Origin of the sequence: Dactylosporangium sp. CA-092794 (assembly GCF_050948465.1) — a bacterium.
GTDB lineage: Bacteria > Actinomycetota > Actinomycetes > Mycobacteriales > Micromonosporaceae > Dactylosporangium.
Window position 1 is genome coordinate 4,600,099 of the sequence record NZ_CP192044.1, and the last position, 19,003, is coordinate 4,619,101.

19 protein-coding genes are annotated in these 19,003 nt (G+C 73.4%); 4 read left to right on the forward strand and 15 right to left on the reverse strand.

Annotated features, from left to right (window positions below; genetic code table 11):
• Positions 1-599: 599 nt before the first annotated feature.
• Positions 600-2,186, forward strand: a complete 1,587-nt coding sequence (locus ACQPXD_RS19860) for a methyl-accepting chemotaxis protein (protein ID WP_432840547.1) — start codon at positions 600-602, stop codon at positions 2,184-2,186.
• Between the two features lie 15 nt (positions 2,187-2,201).
• Here ACQPXD_RS19860 and ACQPXD_RS19865 read toward each other — a convergent pair whose 3' ends face one another.
• The 4 genes from ACQPXD_RS19865 to ACQPXD_RS19880 all read right to left on the reverse strand — a co-directional run bounded on the left by ACQPXD_RS19865 (position 2,202) and on the right by ACQPXD_RS19880 (position 5,700).
• Positions 2,202-3,020 (reverse strand): methyltransferase domain-containing protein, encoded by an 819-nt coding sequence (locus ACQPXD_RS19865; protein ID WP_432840549.1) that lies wholly within the window; start codon positions 3,018-3,020, stop codon positions 2,202-2,204.
• Positions 3,021-3,071: 51 nt separating this feature from the next.
• On the reverse strand, positions 3,072-3,635 hold the full coding sequence (locus ACQPXD_RS19870) for a phosphonate degradation HD-domain oxygenase (RefSeq protein ID WP_432840551.1): 564 nt from the start codon (positions 3,633-3,635) through the stop codon (positions 3,072-3,074).
• Between the two features lie 444 nt (positions 3,636-4,079).
• Positions 4,080-5,024, reverse strand: coding sequence for an alpha/beta hydrolase (locus tag ACQPXD_RS19875; RefSeq protein WP_432843906.1), 945 nt, complete (start codon positions 5,022-5,024; stop codon positions 4,080-4,082).
• A gap of 28 nt (positions 5,025-5,052) precedes the next feature.
• A complete protein-coding gene (locus ACQPXD_RS19880) occupies positions 5,053-5,700 on the reverse strand; it encodes an SGNH/GDSL hydrolase family protein (RefSeq protein ID WP_432840553.1) in 648 nt (215 codons plus the stop codon).
• 50 nt (positions 5,701-5,750) lie between these two features.
• On the opposite strand from ACQPXD_RS19880, the gene ACQPXD_RS19885 reads away from it, so the two are divergent.
• From ACQPXD_RS19885 to ACQPXD_RS19895, 3 genes are read left to right on the forward strand one after another with little or no spacing between them, the layout of a single operon-like run.
• Positions 5,751-6,872, forward strand: a complete 1,122-nt coding sequence (locus ACQPXD_RS19885) for an alpha-hydroxy acid oxidase (RefSeq protein ID WP_432840555.1) — start codon at positions 5,751-5,753, stop codon at positions 6,870-6,872.
• Positions 6,872-8,140, forward strand: a complete 1,269-nt coding sequence (locus ACQPXD_RS19890) for a PLP-dependent aminotransferase family protein (protein WP_432840557.1) — start codon at positions 6,872-6,874, stop codon at positions 8,138-8,140. Before ACQPXD_RS19885 ends, ACQPXD_RS19890 begins: the two co-directional genes overlap by 1 nt.
• Positions 8,137-8,748 carry a 4'-phosphopantetheinyl transferase family protein gene (locus ACQPXD_RS19895; protein WP_432840559.1) on the forward strand — a complete coding sequence of 204 codons (612 nt, stop codon included), beginning with the start codon at positions 8,137-8,139 and terminating at the stop codon, positions 8,746-8,748. The genes ACQPXD_RS19890 and ACQPXD_RS19895 overlap by 4 nt, the downstream gene beginning before the upstream one ends.
• Here ACQPXD_RS19895 and ACQPXD_RS19900 read toward each other — a convergent pair.
• The 11 genes from ACQPXD_RS19900 to ACQPXD_RS19950 are packed head-to-tail and all read right to left on the reverse strand — an operon-like array spanning position 8,732 to position 18,882.
• A complete protein-coding gene (locus ACQPXD_RS19900) occupies positions 8,732-9,484 on the reverse strand; it encodes a 2-hydroxy-acid oxidase (protein ID WP_432840561.1) in 753 nt (250 codons plus the stop codon). The two genes, ACQPXD_RS19895 and ACQPXD_RS19900, sit on opposite strands and share 17 nt — an antisense overlap.
• A gap of 2 nt (positions 9,485-9,486) precedes the next feature.
• On the reverse strand, positions 9,487-9,771 hold the full coding sequence (locus ACQPXD_RS19905) for an acyl carrier protein (RefSeq protein WP_432840563.1): 285 nt from the start codon (positions 9,769-9,771) through the stop codon (positions 9,487-9,489).
• A gap of 28 nt (positions 9,772-9,799) precedes the next feature.
• Positions 9,800-10,723, reverse strand: coding sequence for a 3-oxoacyl-[acyl-carrier-protein] synthase III C-terminal domain-containing protein (locus tag ACQPXD_RS19910; RefSeq protein WP_432840565.1), 924 nt, complete (start codon positions 10,721-10,723; stop codon positions 9,800-9,802).
• Entirely contained in the window at positions 10,720-12,072 is a 1,353-nt protein-coding gene (locus tag ACQPXD_RS19915) for a condensation domain-containing protein (RefSeq protein WP_432840567.1), read from the reverse strand. Before ACQPXD_RS19915 ends, ACQPXD_RS19910 begins: the two co-directional genes overlap by 4 nt.
• The gene (locus ACQPXD_RS19920) at positions 12,065-13,696 is read right to left on the reverse strand and encodes an AMP-binding protein (protein WP_432840569.1); all 1,632 of its coding nucleotides are present in this window, start codon (positions 13,694-13,696) and stop codon (positions 12,065-12,067) included. The genes ACQPXD_RS19915 and ACQPXD_RS19920 overlap by 8 nt, the downstream gene beginning before the upstream one ends.
• 11 nt (positions 13,697-13,707) lie before the next feature.
• Positions 13,708-14,478, reverse strand: coding sequence for an SDR family NAD(P)-dependent oxidoreductase (locus tag ACQPXD_RS19925; RefSeq protein ID WP_432840572.1), 771 nt, complete (start codon positions 14,476-14,478; stop codon positions 13,708-13,710).
• 1 nt (position 14,479) lies between these two features.
• Positions 14,480-15,460: an alpha-ketoacid dehydrogenase subunit beta gene (locus ACQPXD_RS19930; RefSeq protein ID WP_432840574.1), complete on the reverse strand. Its 981-nt coding sequence runs from the start codon at positions 15,458-15,460 to the stop codon at positions 14,480-14,482.
• A gap of 3 nt (positions 15,461-15,463) precedes the next feature.
• Positions 15,464-16,426, reverse strand: coding sequence for a thiamine pyrophosphate-dependent dehydrogenase E1 component subunit alpha (locus tag ACQPXD_RS19935; protein ID WP_432840576.1), 963 nt, complete (start codon positions 16,424-16,426; stop codon positions 15,464-15,466).
• A gap of 11 nt (positions 16,427-16,437) precedes the next feature.
• The gene (locus ACQPXD_RS19940) at positions 16,438-17,250 is read right to left on the reverse strand and encodes a DUF3050 domain-containing protein (RefSeq protein ID WP_432840578.1); all 813 of its coding nucleotides are present in this window, start codon (positions 17,248-17,250) and stop codon (positions 16,438-16,440) included.
• Positions 17,251-17,272: 22 nt separating this feature from the next.
• On the reverse strand, positions 17,273-18,184 hold the full coding sequence (locus tag ACQPXD_RS19945; protein WP_432843908.1) for a phytanoyl-CoA dioxygenase family protein: 912 nt from the start codon (positions 18,182-18,184) through the stop codon (positions 17,273-17,275).
• A gap of 2 nt (positions 18,185-18,186) precedes the next feature.
• Positions 18,187-18,882: a VOC family protein gene (locus ACQPXD_RS19950; RefSeq protein WP_432840580.1), complete on the reverse strand. Its 696-nt coding sequence runs from the start codon at positions 18,880-18,882 to the stop codon at positions 18,187-18,189.
• Positions 18,883-19,003: the final 121 nt, after the last annotated feature.

Genomic DNA, 19,003 nt, shown 5'->3' on the forward strand with positions numbered 1-19,003 from the left:
TTTCATGATCACGGAGTGCTGATGTACACCCGTGTACCACAAGTCTCCGGGATCATGAAAAACCCGTGACACGGCCACCACGTGCATCATGATCACGGAGACATACGTCCGACCCGCCCCGCGCAGATCGGATGGTGCGACGTCCGCACCGTCCGCCCGGCCGCGCCGCCGAGGGGTCGGCGTGAACCCCCACGATCAGGCGCCGCCCTCCTACACCACGCCAGCGGACGCGACCATGCGAGCGCCAAGGCCGTGCGGCCGTGGGGGGCCAACGCCGTGCGGGGGCAAGAGCGCCGACGCCGTGGGGCCGTGGGGGGCCAACGCTGTGCGGGGGCAAGAGCGCCGACGCCGTGGGGCCGTGGGGGGCCAACGCTGTGCGGGGGCAAGAGCGCCGAGGCCGTGGGGCCGTGGGGGCCAACGCTGTGCGGGGGCAAGAGCGCCAACGGCGCGCGGCCGTGGGAAGACCGACGCTGTGCAGAGGTGAGAGGAGCCCGGACCAGGCCGGTGTGAGCGAAAACGCTCTCAAGTCGTGACGGAAACCGCCGATCGGCAGAGGCGAGGGCAGCGCGTGCGCGCGCTCCGGTACGAGAAGGGGTGTCATGGTCCGGAACCTTCCGATCGCCGCGAAACTCGCGTCGACGGTGGCCGTCGTCTGTCTGCTGCTCGTCGGCGTCGGCACGCTGGGCATCGTCCAGCTCGGCGACGCCCAGGCGCGGCTGCGCGCGATGTACGAGGACAACCTCCAGGACACCGCCGACCTCGACGACGTCGCCGTGGCGTTCCGGTCCGTGCAGAACGAGGTCGGCAACCTGGCGCTGGCCGACGAACCGGCCGACCTGCGGACCGCGCTGAGCTCGATCACCGACGCGCACGCCACGCTCGACGACGCCTGGCGGCGGTTCAAGACGCCGCCCGTCGCGGGTGACCCCGCCGACCTCGACGCGTTCGAGAGCGCGCTGGCCGACTACCGCAAGGTGCTCGACCAGGAGCTGATGCCCCTGGCCCAGGCGCCGAACTCGGACGACGCCGCGGTCACCGCGCTGCGCAAGTCCAAGGCCGACCCGCTCAGCGCCACCGCCCAGCAGGCGCTCGACCGGCTCGACGCGGCCGTCGACGCGAAGGCCAAGGCGACCCTCGCCGCCTCGCAGAACTCGTACAACGGCTCCCGCACCCTGATCATCGCCCTGATCGCCGCCGCGGTGCTGATCGCAGCGGTCCTGGTCGCGATCGTCAGCCGGATGATCTCCCGGCCGCTGCGGGCGACCGTGCAGGTCCTCGAGTCGGTGGCCGAGGGCGACCTGAGCGGCCGGCTAGAGGTCTCCGGGCGCGACGAGGTCGGCCGGATGGGCGCCGCGCTCAACCGCGGCCTGGAGCGCCTCGGCGGCTCCCTGCGCGACGTCGACGGCAACGTCGGGCGGGTCTCCACCGCGGCCGAGCAGCTCACCGCAGCCGCCGGCGCGATGAACGCCAGCGCCGTGCGCTCCGCCGACGAGGCCCGCACCGCGTCGCAGGCCACGGACGAGATCAGCCAGGACATCGGTACCGTCGCCACCGGCTCGGAGGAGATCGGCGCCTCGATCCAGGAGATCGCCCGCAGCACCTCGGCCGCGGCGGCGACCGCCGACCACGCGGTGCACGAGGCCGCGGAGGCCGCCGGCGTGCTCAACCGCCTCGGCCAGTCCTCCGGCGAGATCGAGACCGTCGTGCGGCTTATCACCACCATCGCCGAGCAGACCAATTTGCTCGCGCTGAACGCCACGATCGAGGCCGCACGGGCCGGCGCCGCCGGTAAAGGCTTCGCCGTGGTCGCCACCGAGGTCAAGGACCTGGCCCAGGAAACCGCCCGGGCCACCGACGACATCGCCCAGCGGGTCGGCGCGATCCAGCGCGACTCGGCCGCCGCGGTCGCCGCCATCCAGCAGATCGGCGGCGTCATCACGACCATCCGCGACGCGCAGGCCAGCATCGCCGCCGCCGTTGAGGAGCAGTCCGCGACGACCGCGGAGATGAACCGTTCGGTGAGCCAGGTCGCCGGCCGGGCCCAGCAGATCAACGCCAACGTGACCAGCGTCGCCGCGGTGGCCGACGAGACCACCGGCGTGGCCCGGGGCACGGCGGACACCGCCACCGAGCTCAACGCCATCGCCGCCGACCTGCGCCGCACGGTCGCCGTGTTCCGCTACTGAACGAATACCGAACCTTTACCCGGTCGCGCTGGCCACCCACACGGTCAGGGTGGCCAGGAAGTCGCCGCGGGCGCCGGCGGCGCGCAGCGCGGCGAACCATTCCTCGCGCAGCGCCGGCGGGACCAGGCCGGCGTCCGCCGGGATCATCGGGTTGAGCATCGGCAGGACCGCGGCGGCCGAGATCGGATCGGCGAAGTACAGCGCAACCGGGACCGCGCCGACCTCGGCCAGGCCCGCCCGGACCAGCCGGCGGCGCAGCGTGCGGCCCATGTCCAGGTGCCCACGGGCGGCCGAGGTCAGCAGGTGGTCGCGGACCGCGGCGACGAGGTCGCGGGGCAGGCCGTCGACGGCCGCGGACTCCCAGTCGGTGTCGACCAGGCAGACCCGGCCGCCGGGGCGGGTGACCCGGGCCAGCTCCGCGACGGCGGCGTCCGGGTCGGCGAGGGAGTGCAGGACCCGCTCGCAGCGCACCGCGTCGAAATGGCCGTCCGGGAAGTCCAGGGCGGTCACGTCGCCGTGGCGGTACACCACGAGGCTGCCGTCGTGGCGCTGCCGGGCGGCGCTCAGCGCGGTCTCGGAGTGGTCCAGCGCCACCACCTCGCCGGTGCCGCCGAGGCGGGCGGCCAGCAGCCGGGCCGCCTCGCCGGTGCCGGCGCCCGCCTCGAGGATGCGCTGGCCGGGGGAGAGGTGCAGGGCGGCGAATGCCACCTCGCGGACCCGCTGGATCTCCGGGTTGGCCGCGATCTGGTCCAGCGCGGTGATGAGGCGCTCGGCGACCGGCGCGTCCGCGCCGTCCAAGCCGGTCGAGGCGTCAGCCGGGAGATCGGAGGCCATCTCGCCAGTGTTGTGCAGCGCCGGGCGGCTCGGCTGCCCGCCGGACGATCGTCAATCCGACAGTCGGCGCATCGCCAGGTTTCGCAAGATTTGGTGGTACCACGAAAAAGGCGGCACGTTCATCGAGGGATCCTTGGCCCGCTCGTCCCATCGGCGCAGCGTGACGGCGTCGGCGGCGAACTCGAGCGCGGCGAAGCGCGCCGCCTGCTCCGCCGGCATCGGTCCGCCCTGGACCCCGAGGGTGAACCGGCTCGCCTCGGACAGGCGCTCGTAGTAACCGGGCTCGACCGCGCACAGGTAGCGCTTGGCGGCGACGTGCAGCCGGACCGGCTCGCAGACCGCCGGACCGAACCATTGGGCCAGCCAGTCGGCGCCGGTGTCGCTGTGGTGGTTGTCGGTGCCGGCCATGAGGTCCGCGCCGGTGACCACGCCGTGGAAATGGCCGACGTCGTGCAGCAGCGCCGCGGCGACCAGCGCGTCCGGCGCCCCGTCACGGACCGCGAGCGCGGCCGCCTGCAGCATGTGCTCGGCCTGCGTGACCGGCTCACCCAGGTAGTCGCGGGCGCCCTCGCCGTCGAAGAGACGCTGCAGCTCGTCGATCACGTCGATGTCCACGGCGCCGATTGTGCCGCCCGCCGGTGAATCCCGGCTGAACGCGTGTTCTATTGCCTGGTTGGAGGTGCCTGCGCGTCCCAAACGCCGCGCGGCGCGGGGACCGGAAGTCTCCGTGATCATGCGCAACCCGCCGCCGACACCAACGGTTTTTCGTGATCGTGGAGTGGCGATGTACCCCTGTGTACCGAAAGGTTCCGGGATCATGGCAAACCCGTGGTGCGGCCATCGTGAGCATCATGATCACGGAGACATAGGTCCGGCCGGGCCGCGCGGATCGGATGGCGCGCCCGGCGGGTGCGACATCCGCACCGCACCGCGCCGCCGCACCGCGCCGCCGCACCGCGCCGCCGCACCGCGCCGCCGCACCGCGCCGCCGCACCGCGCCGTCCCGGGATCGGCGCCGATGAGGGCCGCGCCGCCTCCCGGTGGCGGCGCGTGGGAACCCTATGCCTGGAACCAGATCCGCAGCTGCTTGGCGGCCTGGGCCAGAGCGACCTTTCCGGCGTCCAGGGTGCCGGACATGGCGAAGAACCCGTGGATCATGCCCTCGTAGCGGGCGACGGCGACCGGGACGCCGTCGTGGGCGAGTCGCGCGGCGTAGCGTTCGCCCTGGTCGCGAAGGGGGTCGTACTCGGCGGTGATGACCAGCGCGGGCGGGAGGCCGGCCAGCGACTCGGCCTGCAGCGGGGAGGCCAGCGGGTTGTAGGCGTCGTCGGGGTCGGTCAGGTAGTGCGAGCGGTACCACGCGACCGAGTGATGGTTGAACAGGTACGGGTCTTCGCTGGTGCGCATCGACTCGTCCGCAGCGGATTGGTCCGACTGGTCGGTATTCGGGTAGACCAGCAGCTGCCCGGCCAGGCGCGGGCCGCCGGCCTCGTAGGCCATCAGGGTCAGGGCGGCGGCCAGGTTGCCGCCCGCGCTGTCGCCGCCGACCGCGATGCGGGCCGGGTCGGCGCCGAGCGCGGCCGCGTTCTCCACCACCCATTCGGTCGCGGCCCAGCAGTCCTCGATCGCGGCGGGGAACGGGTGCTCGGGCGCGAGCCGGTAACCGGTGACCGCCACGATGCAGCCGGCCGCGTTGGCCAGGCTGCGGGCGATGCCGTCGGCGGTGTCGACGGTGCCCAGCACCCAGCCGCCGCCGAAGAAGTACATCAGCACCGGCAGCGACGGCTCGGCGCTGGGCCGGTAGACCCGCAGCAGCAGCTTCCCGCCCGGGCCGGGCAGCCAATGGTCGGTGACCTCGTGAACCTTTTCCGGGCTGCCGCCGGCGGCGCGGATCGAGGCCAGGTCGGCGGCGCGGGCCGCCTCCAGCGTCATCGTGTAGAGCGGGGGGACCCCGTCGCGCTCCTTGCGGTCGCGCATTTCCTGTACCTGCGGGTCGAGCGGCATCGACTGCATCCCCCCAATTCGGTCGGTTTCACAGCTCGGCGGACAGCCGCCGGATCACAGCGGTAGCCGCGATCCTATGGCTGAGCGCGTTGCCGTGCAGCCCGTCATCACCGGTGAGGGTTTCACCGCCGCCGATCGCGGGGTGTTCCGAGAGATCGACGTGGACGGTGCCGAGGTCGGCGGCCAGCTCATTCGTGCGCCGGGCCAGCACCCCCATCCGGCGCACGAAACCCTTGCCCAGCCAGGCGGGCATCGACGGGTACTCCCGCATCACGAACACCGACATCGTGATCACGGTCGCCCCGGCCCGCTGCAGCGGCCGGACGATCGCGGTCAGCGTGGCGTCGACCGCGTCCGCGCGGGCCTCATAGCCGGGGCGCATGGCGTCGTTGGCGCCGCAGACCACCAGCGCCAGGTCGGGGCCGAAGTCCAGCGCCGGTGAAAGTTGCACGGCGTGCACCTCGGCGACCCGCAGGTTGCGCCGGGCGAGGTTGAGATACGCCAGGTCCGGCCGGGCCGCGGCGAGCGCGTCGCGCAAAAGGTCCGCGAACCCGCCCGGCTGCTCGACCACACTGTCGCCGAGCACGGCGAAGCGGCGCCACGGATGGCCGGCGAGCGAACCGTTGACGTAATGGTCGAGCGCATACTCCGGTGCCATGTAGGCCTTTCGGCTCATGTTGGGAGGGGGCGGCGTACCGATAGGCTAACGCCTATGGGCAGGCGGCGGTGACACAACTGGGAACCGGACCGCTGCTCCTCACCACATCGGACTACCGGTGCCGCGCGCAGACCGCGCTGCCGCCCGAGGTGTGGGACTTCATCGAAGGCGGCGCCGAGGACGAGCGCACCCTCGAGGCCAACGAGCGGGCCTTCGACCGGGTCCGGCTGCGCCCGCGGGTGCTCGCCGGCGTCCCGGATGCCGATACGTCGATCTCACTCTTCGGCACGCGCTACGCGACGCCGGTCGGGGTGGCGCCCACCGCCTACCACCGGCTCGTCGACGACGAGGGCGAGGTCGCCACGGCCCGGGGCGCGTCCGCGGCCGGCGCGCTGTTCGTGGTCGGCATGCTCGCCAGCCGCACGCTGGAGGACGTCGCGGCGGCCTCCTCGACCGGATTGTGGCTGCAGCTGTACTGGCTGCGCCGCCGCGACGTGATGCGGTCGCTGGTCGAGCGGGCCGAGGCGGCCGGCTACGGCGCCGTCATGCTGACCGTCGACGTGCCGCGGATGGGCCGGCGCCGCCGCGACATGCGCAACGGCTTCGCGATCGGCGGCGGCGTCGCCGCGGTGAACATCGATCCGGGCGTGATGGCCTCGGCGCACGTGCGCGAGCCGGGCCAGTCCGCGCTCGCCCGGCACACCGCCGACGCGTTCGACCCGTCGCTGTCCTGGGCCGACCTGGCCTGGCTGCGCGGGCGCACCGGGCTGCCGCTGGTGCTCAAGGGCATCCTGACCGCCGAGGACGCGGAGCTGGCCGTCGCGCACGGCGCCGACGCGATCGTGGTGTCCAACCACGGCGGCCGGCAGCTCGACGGCGCGGTCGCCGGCCTCGACGCGCTGGCCGAGGTGGTCGACGCGGCCGGCGGCGCCTGCCCGGTGCTCTTCGACGGCGGCGTGCGCCGCGGCACCGACGTCCTCGCCGCGCTCGCCCTGGGCGCGCGGATGGCGCTGCTGGGCCGCCCGCCGCTGTGGGGACTCGCCGTGGGCGGCGCCGACGGGGTCGCGGGCGTGCTGCGCACCGTCACCGAGGAGCTGGCGCACGCGATGGTCCTGTCCGGGCGGGCCACGCCCGGCGCGCTGGACCGCACGGCGGTGCGGATGTCGTCGATCGCAGGAGGCGATGCCTGATGGTGGTGTTGTCGCGCGGGGAGCTGCACGTCTCGGTCGTCGACCCGGTGTCGGCGTCGATGAACTTCCTCAACGAGGTCGCGGGGCGCTTCCCCGACGCCATCTCGCTGGCGGCCGGGCGGCCGTTCGACGAGTTCCACTCGGTCGCCGACATCGACAAGCACATCCAGGCGTATCTCACGCACCTGCGCGAGCGCGGGCTGAGCGGGGCGCACAGCCGGCAGCTGCTGACGCAGTACGGCCGCACCAACGGTCACGTCGGCGACCTCATCGCCCGGATGCTCGACGTCGACGAGAACATCCAGGTGCCCGCCGCCGCCGTCATGGTCACCACCGGCTGCCAGGAGGCCATGGTCATCGCCCTGCGCGGGCTGTGCGCGGGCCCCGACGACGTGGTGCTGGCCGCCGAGCCGTGCTACGTCGGGCTCACCGGCGCCGCCCGGATCCTCGGCGTCGAGGTGGTCGGCGTGCCCGAGTCCGCCGACGGCTTACGGCCCGAAACGGTCCGCGCGGTCGCCGCCGCCACCCGGGCCCGCGGGAAGCGGCCGCGCGCGCTGTACCTGGTGCCGAACTTCGCCAACCCGTCCGGGGTCTCGCTGCCGGTTCCGGTCCGCCGGGCGCTGCTCGCCGCGGCCGCCGACGAGGACCTGCTGATCCTCGAGGACGACCCCTACGGCCTGTTCGGCCTGGACGACGAGCCCCGCCCGACGCTCAAGTCGCTCGACAGCGACCAGCGGGTCATCTACCTGGGCTCGTTCGCCAAGTCGTACTTCCCCGGCGCCCGCGTCGGCTACCTCGTCGCCGACCAGCCGGTCGTGGACGAGGCCGGCCGCCACACGCTGCTGGCCGAGGAGCTGTCCACGGTCAAGAGCATGCTCACCGTCAACACCTCGGCCCTGTCCCAGGCCGTCGTCGGCGGCATGCTCATCGACTGCGGCTTCAGCCTGCGCACCGCCAACCAGGCGAAGATCGCCTTCTACCGGCGCAACCTGCAGACCCTGCTCGCCGCGCTGCACCGGCGCTTCGCCGGCACGGGCGTGCGCTGGAACAGCCCCAGCGGCGGATTCTTCGTCGTCGTCGACGTGCCGGTCGACGCGACCGAGGAGCTGCTGGAGGTCTCCGCCCGCGAGCACGGCGTGCTGTGGACCCCGATGCGGTTCTTCTACATCGACGGCGGTGGCACGCACGCGATCCGGCTGTCCTGCAGCGCCCTGGAGCCGGAGCAGATCGAGGAAGGGGTGCTCCGCCTGGCCGGCCTGCTGCGGTGACCACGGTCGACATCTGGCTCGTCGACTGCCGGGCGCCGTTCGCCGAGCGGCTCGACGCCGCGGAGTCGGCCCGCCGCGACGCCCTGCGCGACCCGGACGACCGGCGCCGCTTCGCCGCCGCCCACTCGGCCCTGCACCGTATCGTGACCCGCCGCCTCGGTGTGACGGAGGTGGCCTGGAGATACGGTCCGAACGGCAAACCGTTCGTGGCCGGCGGCGGGCTGCAGTGCAACCTTTCGCACTCGGGGGAGTACGCGCTGGTCGCCGTCACCGTGCACCGGCCCGTCGGGATCGACCTGCAGGACGTGGTGCCCGGCCTCGACCACGCGGCCATGGCCGGCCGGTACTTCCCGCCGGTCGAGGCCGACCTCGTGCAGCGCCTCGGCCCGGCGGAGTTCGTGTCGCTGTGGGCGCGCAAGGAGGCCGTGGTGAAGGCGGCCGGCGGCCGGCTCATCCGCGGCCTGTCCGTGCCCGTGGCCGGGGACCCGCCGCCGCCGGTCGACTACGACGGCGTCCGCTACACCGTCGCCGACCTCCCGGCACCGCCAGGCTTCCGGGCCTCGGTCGCGCTCGCCGGCCCGGAGCCCTTCGTCATCCGAACGAACTGACGCACAGGTAGCGCAACGCCGGGTCGTAGTCCACGAGCGTCACCGGGCCGTCGACCGCGGCGAGGGCCTCCCAGCCGCCGGTCATCGGCTGTGCCGGGTCGGCGTGCACGACGGCGTCCGCCTTCACGTCCAGGTCCGCCAGGTGGCCGCCGAGGACGACGGTGCCGGGCCCGAGGTCGCCCAGCAGGGCCGGGACGTCGGCGCGGGCGACCTGTGTGTGGATCCGCGGCACCGCCGCCTCCATTGTGGATAGACCGAGGAGCAGCGCGACCGCGCAGTGCTCCGCCGGCACCTCGACCGGCACGCCCGGGTCGTAGGGCAGCGCGGACTGCTCGGCGACGACCAGCAGCGACCGCTCGTAGGTGCCGGAGCGGGCGTAGTCGTGCAGCAGCCGCAGCGCGGTGTGCGCGCCCGCGCGGCCCTGGTCCGACACCGCGAACGCCATCGGTCCGCCCGGGCACAGGTGGCTCAGGTACGTCGCGGTCGCCCGGCCGGGCGCGACGTCCGGGATGTCGTAGGCGAGCACCAGCGCGTCCACCGGCTCGGCGGGCAGCAGCGCCGCGGCCATCTCGCCGTAGGACTGGCCGCCGGGCATGGGCGCGGGCGGGCCCAGCTCGTACGGCCGCAGGAGGTCCGTCAGGTAGACCGACAGGCGCTCGGCGTGGGCCGCGTCGGCGGCCTGCCCGGCCGGGGCCGGGAACCGCCGGGAAGTCGCGGCGCGCAGGCCCCACGGCATGGTCACTCCTCCGGCAGCAGGTTGCCGGCGACGTAGTCGGCCAGGGTGCCGACCGTCTCGAAGTTGTCGCGCCCCAGGTCCTCGACGCTGATCTCCCGCTCCAGGCGGTCCTCCAGCTCCAGCACCAGCTCCAGGCCCGTGGTGGAGCTCATCCCGAGGTCGTCCATCAGCGTGGTGGCCTCGGACGCGTCGGCCACCTCCCGCTTGAGCACGCGGGGCAGCAGCGCGCAGATCGTCTCCACGACGTGCTCGCGCAGCGCCGGGTCGATGGTGGCGGTGTCGGACACGGCAGTTCCTCCGGATTTCAATGAGCGGTCAGTGCTCGAAGACCATGGCGGAGAACGTGGCGCCCCGCCCCGCCCCGGCCGCGGCGACCACGTAGCGGTCCCCGGGCCGCAGCAGCCCGCGCTCGACCGCGGTGCGGTGGTTGATGAACGCGTCGGCGCAGAACACGTGGCCGTAGTCGGCGACGTGGTCGAGCAGCACCCGGTCGAGCGGGAAGCCGATCCGCGTGCAGGTGCGCTTCCAGGCCACGGTGTTGACGTTGTGCGGCAGGATCACCGCGATGTCGGCCAGGGCGAGCCCCGCCTCCGCGACCGCGGCGGTGACCGCCTCGCCGAGCGCGTCGTGGTAGATGCGCTGGAACTCCGCGGCCACCTCCTCGAGGTCGCCGTCGAACTCGCCGCGCAGCCGGGCCACGTAGGACAGCAGCCGGTCCCGCTCGCCGCTCGCCGAGACCAGGCACGCGGACGCGCCCTCGCCGAACATCGACGTCTCCGGCACGAACTGCGCCTCGCCGGTGAACGCCTTCTCCCCGGCCACCACCAGCGCGAGCCCGTCGTCGCCGTCGCCGGCCAGCAGCCGCCCGGCCAGGTCGACGGCGAGCAGCCCCGACGCGCACGCCTGCTGCCCGACGGCGAAGGCCGCGGCGTGGCCGAGCCCGGCGCCTTCGAGCACCTCGTGCAACGGGTTGCGCGGATACGGTACGACCACCGGAAAGGTCCGCGCGTAGAGCACGTAACGGACCCGGGCCGCCTGCTCGGGGCTCAGCGCCAGGTCGTCCAGGGCCAGCCGGAGCAGCCCGGCCAGCGGTTCGGTGGAGCGGGCCGCCGAGCCGATCTTGTGGTAGCGGCGGAACACCCGCACCTGCATCGGCGTCAGGTCGAACGCGTCCGCGTACGACTCGATCGGCACCCGGTCGGCGGGCACGAACGTGCCCACCGCGGCCAGTGCGGTCATCGGTCCTCACTTTCGACAAGCCCGATCGCCTCGTGTACTGCGAGCGCCTCCGCCCGCCGCACGAGCGCCTCGGCGCCGCCCCGGGCGAGCCGGCCCGCGTCGGTGAAAACGGTGAGCAGGAAGCCGCCCGGCGCGTCGTCCACGTCGACGCTGAGCGGGTCGAACGGGTCGTCCTGCGCCACCGTCCAGCGGAAGGCGCCGGGCGGCGCGGCCCGCAGCTCGTCCACCGTGGGCAGCGGCCCGGCGAAGCCCTGCCGGGTGGCGACCCGCCGGTCGTTGAACCACAGCCCGGCGTCCGGGTCGGCGCCGGCCTCGGCGAACAGGGCGGCGGTCGCGTCCGGGTCCACGTAGGCGTACTTGTAGGCGGCCATCGCGGCCGCGCCGACCCGGCGCAGCGCCTCGGCGAACGGCACCCCGGCGACGTCGGCGGCGCAGATGCCGCGCTGCGCGACCATCGCCACCACGGTCTCGAAGCCGCGCCGGAACCGGTTGCTCACCATCGGCCGCAGCACCGCCGGGCCGCCGCCGGCCTCGGTGGCGGCCTGCGCCAGCAGCGTCATGAGCACCTGCGAGGAGTCGGCGTCGGCGCGCTCCGACAGCACGTGCAGCGCCGGCGGGAGCACCCGGCTGCGCAGCTCCCCCCGGTAGAAGCGCGGACCGTCCACAGCGGACGGTGGCCGCGCGGGCGGCAGCAGTTTCACGGTCCGCTCCCAGTGCCGCAGCGCGGAGGCGTTCTGCCGCTGCCCGGCCGGCCCGGCCTGCCAGCGGGCCTGCTCGAGCGGCTGGGTGCCGGCGACCGGGGGCAGGGGCGCCGCCCGCCGGCCGGCGACCTCGGCCAGGAAGAGACGCCCGCCGAGCCCGTCGGTGACCAGGTGCGTCATGACCGTCGACAGGTGGGTGGGCGTGCCGCGGTGCCGGACCACGCCCATGCGCACCGGCCACTCCTCGACGAAGTCGTACGGCCGGGCCCGGTCCCGCGCGTCGAGCGCGACCACGAACGCCTCCGGGTCGTCGGCGTCCGGGCAGTCGTAGACGTCCAGGCCGATGGTGCCCCGGTCGGCGACGCTCTGCAGCACCCGCCCGCCGGGCCCGAAGCGCAGCCGGGTGCGCATCGGCTCGTACCGCCCCATGATCCAGCGCAGCTCGCCGGCGACATCGCTCAGGGTGGTGCCCGGGGCCAGCCGCGACCAGCCGCCGATGGGCAGCCAGGAGCGCTGCCGCAGCATCGTCAGCCAGATCTCGCGCTGGCCCCAGGACAGCTCCCCGACGCCCCCGCCGGCCCCGCCGAAGCGCACCGGAATGCGCGCGGCCGGGCGCAGCGCACGGGGCGGGGCCTGCAGGTCAGGCATTCGCCATCTCGGCGAGGTGACGCTGGCGCATGAGGAACTTGCGCACCTTGCCGGTGGGGCCGACGACGATGTCGTTGTCGGGGAACACGACCACCTTGCGCAGGGTGGCCGCGGCGGCCGGGGTGAGCGCGCCGCGCACCTCCTCGGTGTGGTCGCGCGACGGGTCGGCGCCGGCGTGCAGGGACAGCAGCACGTCGGTGACGACCGTGCCGTCCCCGGTGCGGACCGAAACGACCGTGCAGTCGCGCACCTCCGGGACGGCCCGCAGGATCCGCTCCTCCGACATGGCCGTGTAGAGCCACTCGCCGCCGCCGAGGTCGACCGAGTCGACGGCCCGGTCGACGTGGTAGTAGTAGCCCTCCTCGTCGCGGTACATGAGGTCGCCGGTGAGGTAGTAGCCGTTGAGCCGGTTCCGGTACGTGTTCACGTGGTCGTTCCAGTAGCCGGGCGCCAGCGTCGGCGACTTGAGACCGAAGTGGCCGACCTTGCCGACCGGTACCTCCTCGCCGGTCTCCGTGTCGAGCAGCTTCACGTCGGCGAACACGTGCGGGACGCCCACGCAGCGGCCGTAGCGCTCGGTGTCGTTGCGGTGCGTGATGTGGAAGGCGGAGTGGCCCATCTCGGTGGAGCCCAGCCCGTCGACGAAGCTCGAGCCCTTGACCCGGGTGACGCCCTCGCGGGTGACGACGTTGCGGGTGCCGGCGTTGACCAGGTTGCGGATGTGCGGTTCGTGCGCGCAGTCGCCGGTGTTGAACCACAGCGAGACCGTGTCCAGGTCGTGCGCGGCGAGGTCGTAGCGGGCCAGCTCCGCCCAGGTGACGGCGAAGCCGAACACCCCGGTCGGCTTCCACCGCTCGATGGCCGACAGCACTGCGGCGCCGTCGTCCTGCCGGGACAGGAACAGCAGCCGGGAGCGGTTGCTCAGGGCGTGGTTGATGGTCATGATGCCGGCCGCGTGCGGGGCCGGCAGGGCGCTGAGGATCCGCTCCGTGCCCTGCGCCCGCGGCCCGCTGAGCCGGATCCGCCGGGTGGCGTGGAACAGGCTGGCGTGGGAGTGCACGACGGCGGTGGGCATCCGGGTGGTACCGGAGGAGTGCGTGATGGCGATCGGGTCCTCGGCGTCGTGGCGGAACGCGACCGGCGCGGCGGCCGGGTCGCCGGTGCCGGTCTCGGCCACGTCGTGCACGGCGATGCCGCCGAGGTCCTGCCCGGCCAGCCGGTCGAGGTGGGCGGCGTCGGTGAGCAGCGCGACGCCGCGCAGCTTGCGGATGTACTCGGCGGCGATCTCGCCCGGGATGTTCGGGTTCATCAGCGCCGGGATCGCGCCCAGCCAGGTCAGGCCCATCCAGTTGAGGAACGTGTCCGCGGCCGCGGTCACGTAGATGGCGACCGGGTCGCGGCGGCGGATGCCCGCTGCGTGCAGCCACGCGGCCCGCGCGGCGGCCCGGGTGTAGAGCTCCCCGAGGGTCAGCTCGTGCCACGCCGGGAAGTCGTCGACCGGCGTATCGAAGGCCATGCCGGGCCCGTCCAGCGGCGCGCCGTGCTCGACGAGCTTGTGCAGCACGTTGCCGGCCCCGACGCTCGGGTCGGCGGCCAGCGCCGCCCGGATGTTCGCAGACGCCATGGTGTGTCTCCTCATCTCGCCGACATGAAGGGCTTCAGGACGACCTCGGTGCCGTCGGCGCGCAGGCTCGACGGCACGTCGGGAAACTCGTAGCGCTGCGCGGGCCGGCCCGGCACGACGGTCCAGGCCTCACCGGTGCCGGAGCCGGCCGCGACCGTCTCCACGGCGCCGGCGACCTCGTCGGGGGTCAGCAGCGGGATCTTCTGCTTGCGCAGCAGGCGGCCGGTGATGCCGAGGAACGGGGTGTCGGTGAAGCCGGGGCACACCGCGTTGATGCGCACCCCGCGCGGCGCGAGCGGCGTGGACATCGCCCGCACGTAGGCGACGGCGGCGGCCTTGGTCAGCGCGTACACCGGGTTGGCCTGCTCCGGCCCGAGCGCGGCCAGGGAGGCGACCACCACGATCTGGCCGCCGGCCGCCTGCAGCGAGGGCAGGGCGGCGTCCACGCCGAACACCACCGCGTCGAGATTCACGCCGATGGCCCGGTGGTACCGCTGCGTGTCGATGCCGGGGTCGGGCGGCACGTCGGACTGGATGCCGGCGGCGAGCACGAGCACGTCCAGCGACCCGTGCGCGTCCACCGCGCGGGCCACCATCGCCGCGTTGCCGGCCGGGTCGGCGACGTCGGCGCGGACCGCGGTGCCGCCGATCTCCTTCGCGACCCGCTCGGCGGCGTCCGGGTCGAGGTCGGCGACGACGACGGCGTGCCCGAGCGCGGCCAGCCGCGCGCAGATCGCCGCGCCGATCCCGCCGCCGCCCCCGGTGACCAGTGCCGCGCCCACCTCAGCCCTCCTGCCCAAGCTTCGCCACGTCCTCGACGGCGGCGCGGATCTGTTCGCGGGTCGGCTGCAGGGCCAGGTCCAGGGCCCGGGCGAACGGCAGCACCGCCCCGTCCGGGCGGGTGACCCGCCGCGGCGGCGCGACCAGCCGCATGCCCTCGGCGGCGGAGGCGAGGATCTCCCCGGCGATGCCGCACGAGCGGTTCGAGTCGTCGACGACGACGAGCCGCCCGGTCCGCTCCAGCGACGCGGCCAGCCCCGCCCAGTCGAACGGGTGCAGGGTCCGTGGGTCGAAGACCTCCACGGACACGGTCCCGGCCAGGTCCTCGGCGACGGCGAGCGCGTCGTGGACCAGGTGGCCGACGGCGACCACGGTCACGTCGTCGCCGGGCCGGTGCACCCGGCCCACCCCGAGCGGGATCGGCTCGAGCGCGGCGAAGTCGACGTCGGCGCGCACCCCGACCGCGCCGGCCGGGGCGAACACCACGACCGGGTCGTCGTCGCGGATGGCGGAGACCAGCAGCCCGTAGGCGTCGGCGGGGGTGGCCGGCACGACGGTCTTCACGCCCACGTGCGCGAAGAGGCTGTAGGGGTGGTCGGAGTGCTGCCCGGCCCACCCGCCCCGGGAGCCGGAGCTGGGCAGCAGGTAGGTGACCGGCACGCCGACCTGCCCGCCGGTCATCAGCGAGAACTTGTGCGCCTGGTTGGCGATCTGCTCGAAGGCGAGGAACAGCAGCGCCGGGATCTGGAACTCGATCAGGGGGCGCTGGCCGGCCATCGCGGCGCCGGTGGCGAAGCCGGTGAACGCCTGCTCGGAGATCGGCATGTCCACGACCCGGTCGCCGCCGAACCGTTTGTGCAGCCCGGTGGTCACGTTGCTCACCGCGACCCGCACGTCCTCGCCGAACACGCACACGGCCGGGTCGCGCTCCATCTCGGCGGCGATCGCCCGGTTGAGCGCCTTCAGGTACGACAGGATCGGCATCGCTCAGGCCCCCGCCCTGGCCCGCAGGCCGTCCGCGTAGAGGTGGTCCAGCGCGCCGGCCGGGTCGGGCGGCGGGCTGTCCTTGGCGAAGCGGACCGCGGCCTCCAGCACCCGCTCGATCTCGGCGTCGATGCGGGCCCGCTCGGCGGGCGCCAGCCGGGCGCCCTGGATCTCGACCGGGTCGCGGCCGCGGCCCAGCGCCACCTCGTCGTCGGTCCGGTAGCGCGGGCGGGCCGCGTGCTCCCAGGTGTGGTGCGCGTCGAAACGGTATGCGACGCACTCGACGAACGACGGACCTTCACCGGCCCGGGCGCGCTCCACGGCGGCGCCGGCTGCCCGCAGTACCGCTTCCGGATCGGCACCGTCCACGGTGGACGCGGGAATGCCGAATGCCTGTGCGCGGCCGGTGATGCTGCCGGCGACCGCGTCCGCGACCCGGGTGGACGTGGCGAAGCCGTTGTTCTCGCACACGAACACCACCGGCAGCCGCCACAGGGCGGCCAGGTTGAGCGTCTCCAGGACCACGCCCTGGCTGACCGCGCCGTCGCCGAAGTAGGTCACCGCGACCCGGTCGAGCCCGGCCCGCCGGGCCGCCCACGCGGCGCCGGTGGCGATCGGGACCGCCGCGCCGACGATCGCGTTGGCGCCGAGGATGCCCAGGCCGAAGTCGGCGGCGTGCATCGAGCCGCCGCGGCCCCGGTTCAGGCCGGTGGCCTTGCCGGCCAGCTCGGCCATGGTGCGGGCCGGGTCGGCGCCCTTGGCCAGGACGTGGCCGTGGCCACGGTGGGTGCTGGTGATGACGTCGCCGGGCCGCAGCGCGGCGCAGGTGCCGGCCGCGATGGCCTCCTGGCCGAGGTACGGATGGATGCCGCCGACGATCGTGCCGTCGCGCACGAGCTCGATGGCCCGCTCCTCGAAGCGGCGGATCAGGCGGACCGTCCGGTACAGCCCGGCGGCGTCAGTCACCACGGATCTCCTTACGCCGCAACGGCTTCGGCGCCGGTGCGGGCCTCGATCTCGGCCACGATCCCGCTCCACAGCTTGGCCCGGGCGCTCAGCGCGAGATTGATGGTGTCGGCGCACTCGTTCCACTTGGCCTCGTCGTCGCCGCACAGGTCGGTGACCATCTGCATGGCCATCGGCGTGTGCTCCTCGCCGTCGACCTCGATGTGCCGGGCCAGGTAGTCCACGAACGTGCTCAGCTGCCCGTCCTGCTCGTTGACCTTGATGACCTGCTGGAACATGTCCGGGATGAGGTCCTCGCGGCCGAAGGCGAACGCCGCGGCCTGGCAGTGGATCGGCGCGCTGTCGATGAGGTGCCAGGTGAGGGAGACGAACTCCCGGGCCGGGGCCGGCACGCCGGCGCGCTCCATCGCCTCCGGCACCGGGGTCTTGGCGCGCAGCAGGTCGATGAACGCGTCGATGACGCCGCGGTCCGCGCCCGCCTCCGCCATGCCCTCCAGGTAGAGCTCGAAGTGGCTGATGAAGCCGCCGCGCAGCTCGTCGCTCTCCTCGACCAGCACGATGTCGTTGATGAGCCGGCGGCTGCCCGTCGGCCCGGTCGGAATCCAGGGCACCTCGACGCAGGTGAGGTTGCGCTGCAGCGACTTGAGCAGCGACATGAAGTCCCACACCGCGAAGACGTGGTGCTCAAGGAAGGTCCGGATCGCCGGCAGGCCGTCGAGCCGGGCGTAGATGGGGTGGGTGATGACCTCGGTGCGGGTGCCGGCGATCAGCTCCTCCAGCCGGTCGATGCCCGGGTGCCGCTGACCCCAGTCGTAGCGGGACATGTCAACTCCTCCAGTGGTTGGGTTAGGCGTTCCGCCACAGCACCGGGCAGAACTCGGGATCGGCGTAGTCCGGCCGGCCGTCGGTGGTGCGGCGGACCAGCACGTCGTGGTTGTAGACCACGACGTCCCCGTTTGACAGATGGAAGGGGCGGTACTCGTTGTCGCCCGGCTGCAGGTGGAACGAGATCGCCCGGCGGGGGTCGGCGCTGACGTTCGCGCCGCTGCCGTGATACGTGCGGCAGTGGTGGAAGCTCATGTGTCCCTTGGGGATCAGCATCGGGATCTTCGCGACCTCGACGTGGTTGTACGCCGCGTTGTCCTGCAGCATCCGCTCCAGGTCGTCGTTGTCGCGGTCGGCGAAGTGCCTGGTCGTCGAGTCGTCGGCGCCGATCTCGTCCCACCGGTGGCTGCCGTCGACCATGGTGATGGTGCCCATCTCCACGCCGCAGTCGTGGAACGGGATGAACGCGGTGAGCATCTCCTCGGAGGTGCACGACTGCCAGTAGTGCTTGTCGAAGTGCCAGGGGACCAGGTTGGACCGTTCGCCGGCGATCGGCGGCTTGTAGATGAGCGTGGACTGGAAGACGCGGATCTCGTCCGCCTTCGCCAGCCGCGCCGCGACCGCGCCGACGATCGGCTTGCGCAGGATCCGCGCGATCGCGTCGTGCTCGTAGTGGATGTAGTCGTTGTGCCGCTGGACCGCGCCGTTCGTGGGCTCCCAGTAGGCCAGCCGGGGCGGGCGCAGCGGTAAGGTCCGCGACCGCTCGCCGGCGTAGAACCGTTCGCTGGCCGTGGTGAGCTCGTCGACCTCCTCGTCGGTGAACAGCTTCCGGGTGAGGTACCACCCGCTGCGCGCGTACTCCTCGACCTCCTCGTCGGTGGGCAGCAGCGCCTGCTCCTCCTCCGACAGCGCGAAGTCCTCCGTTACCGAAATGGTCACCGTGCGGTCCCTTCCGAGAGTGTCGTGTCGCGGATCGCCGCCAGCTCGCGCTCCTTCGCCGCGTACAGCGCGGGAATGTTGCTGGTGCCGAACGTCCGCGCACCGTGGCGGTCGATGAGCTCGTTGAAGTACGTGCGCCGGATGTGCGTCGACTTCGCGAAGATCTGGTACATCTGGCCCCAGTGGTCGCGGTCCACGAGGATGCCCAGCGGCGCCAGTTCCTCGACCGGCACGTCGACCTCGCCGAGCCGCGCCGCGAGCATCTCGTAGTAGCTGGCCGGGGTCTGCGCGAACTGCACGCCCCGGGCGCCGAGCGCGCGGACCGCGGCGACGATGTCGTGCGTGCTGAACGCGATGTGCTGCACGCCCGGGCCCTCGTGCCAGGCGAGGAAGTCGTCGATCTGCCCGGCCCGGCGGCTGATGTCGGGCTGGATCAGGGTGAAGGTGACCCCGCCGGACGGGCTCTGCACCACCTTGGAGTGCATGCCCTGCTCGCCGACCTCGATGTACTCCTGGAAAATCATCTGGAAGCCGAAGACCCGCTCGTAGTAGGCGACGGTCGGGTCGAGATCCCCGGCCTGCAGGCAGACCGCCGCGTGGTCGATCGCGTGCAGCAGGTCGTCCTCGGCCGGCTCCCCGGCCCGCCTGGTCCGGGCCGCCTTCGCGGAGCCCCGGCGGGCCGGACCGGGCATATGCGGCCGACATGGTCACCAGCCCGGGCAGGAACTGCGGGTCGCTGCGGTCGCGCTGCACCAGCCGGTGCGTCACGTCGCCGAAGCCGGACACCTCGGCCACCACCACGCTCGATCCGCC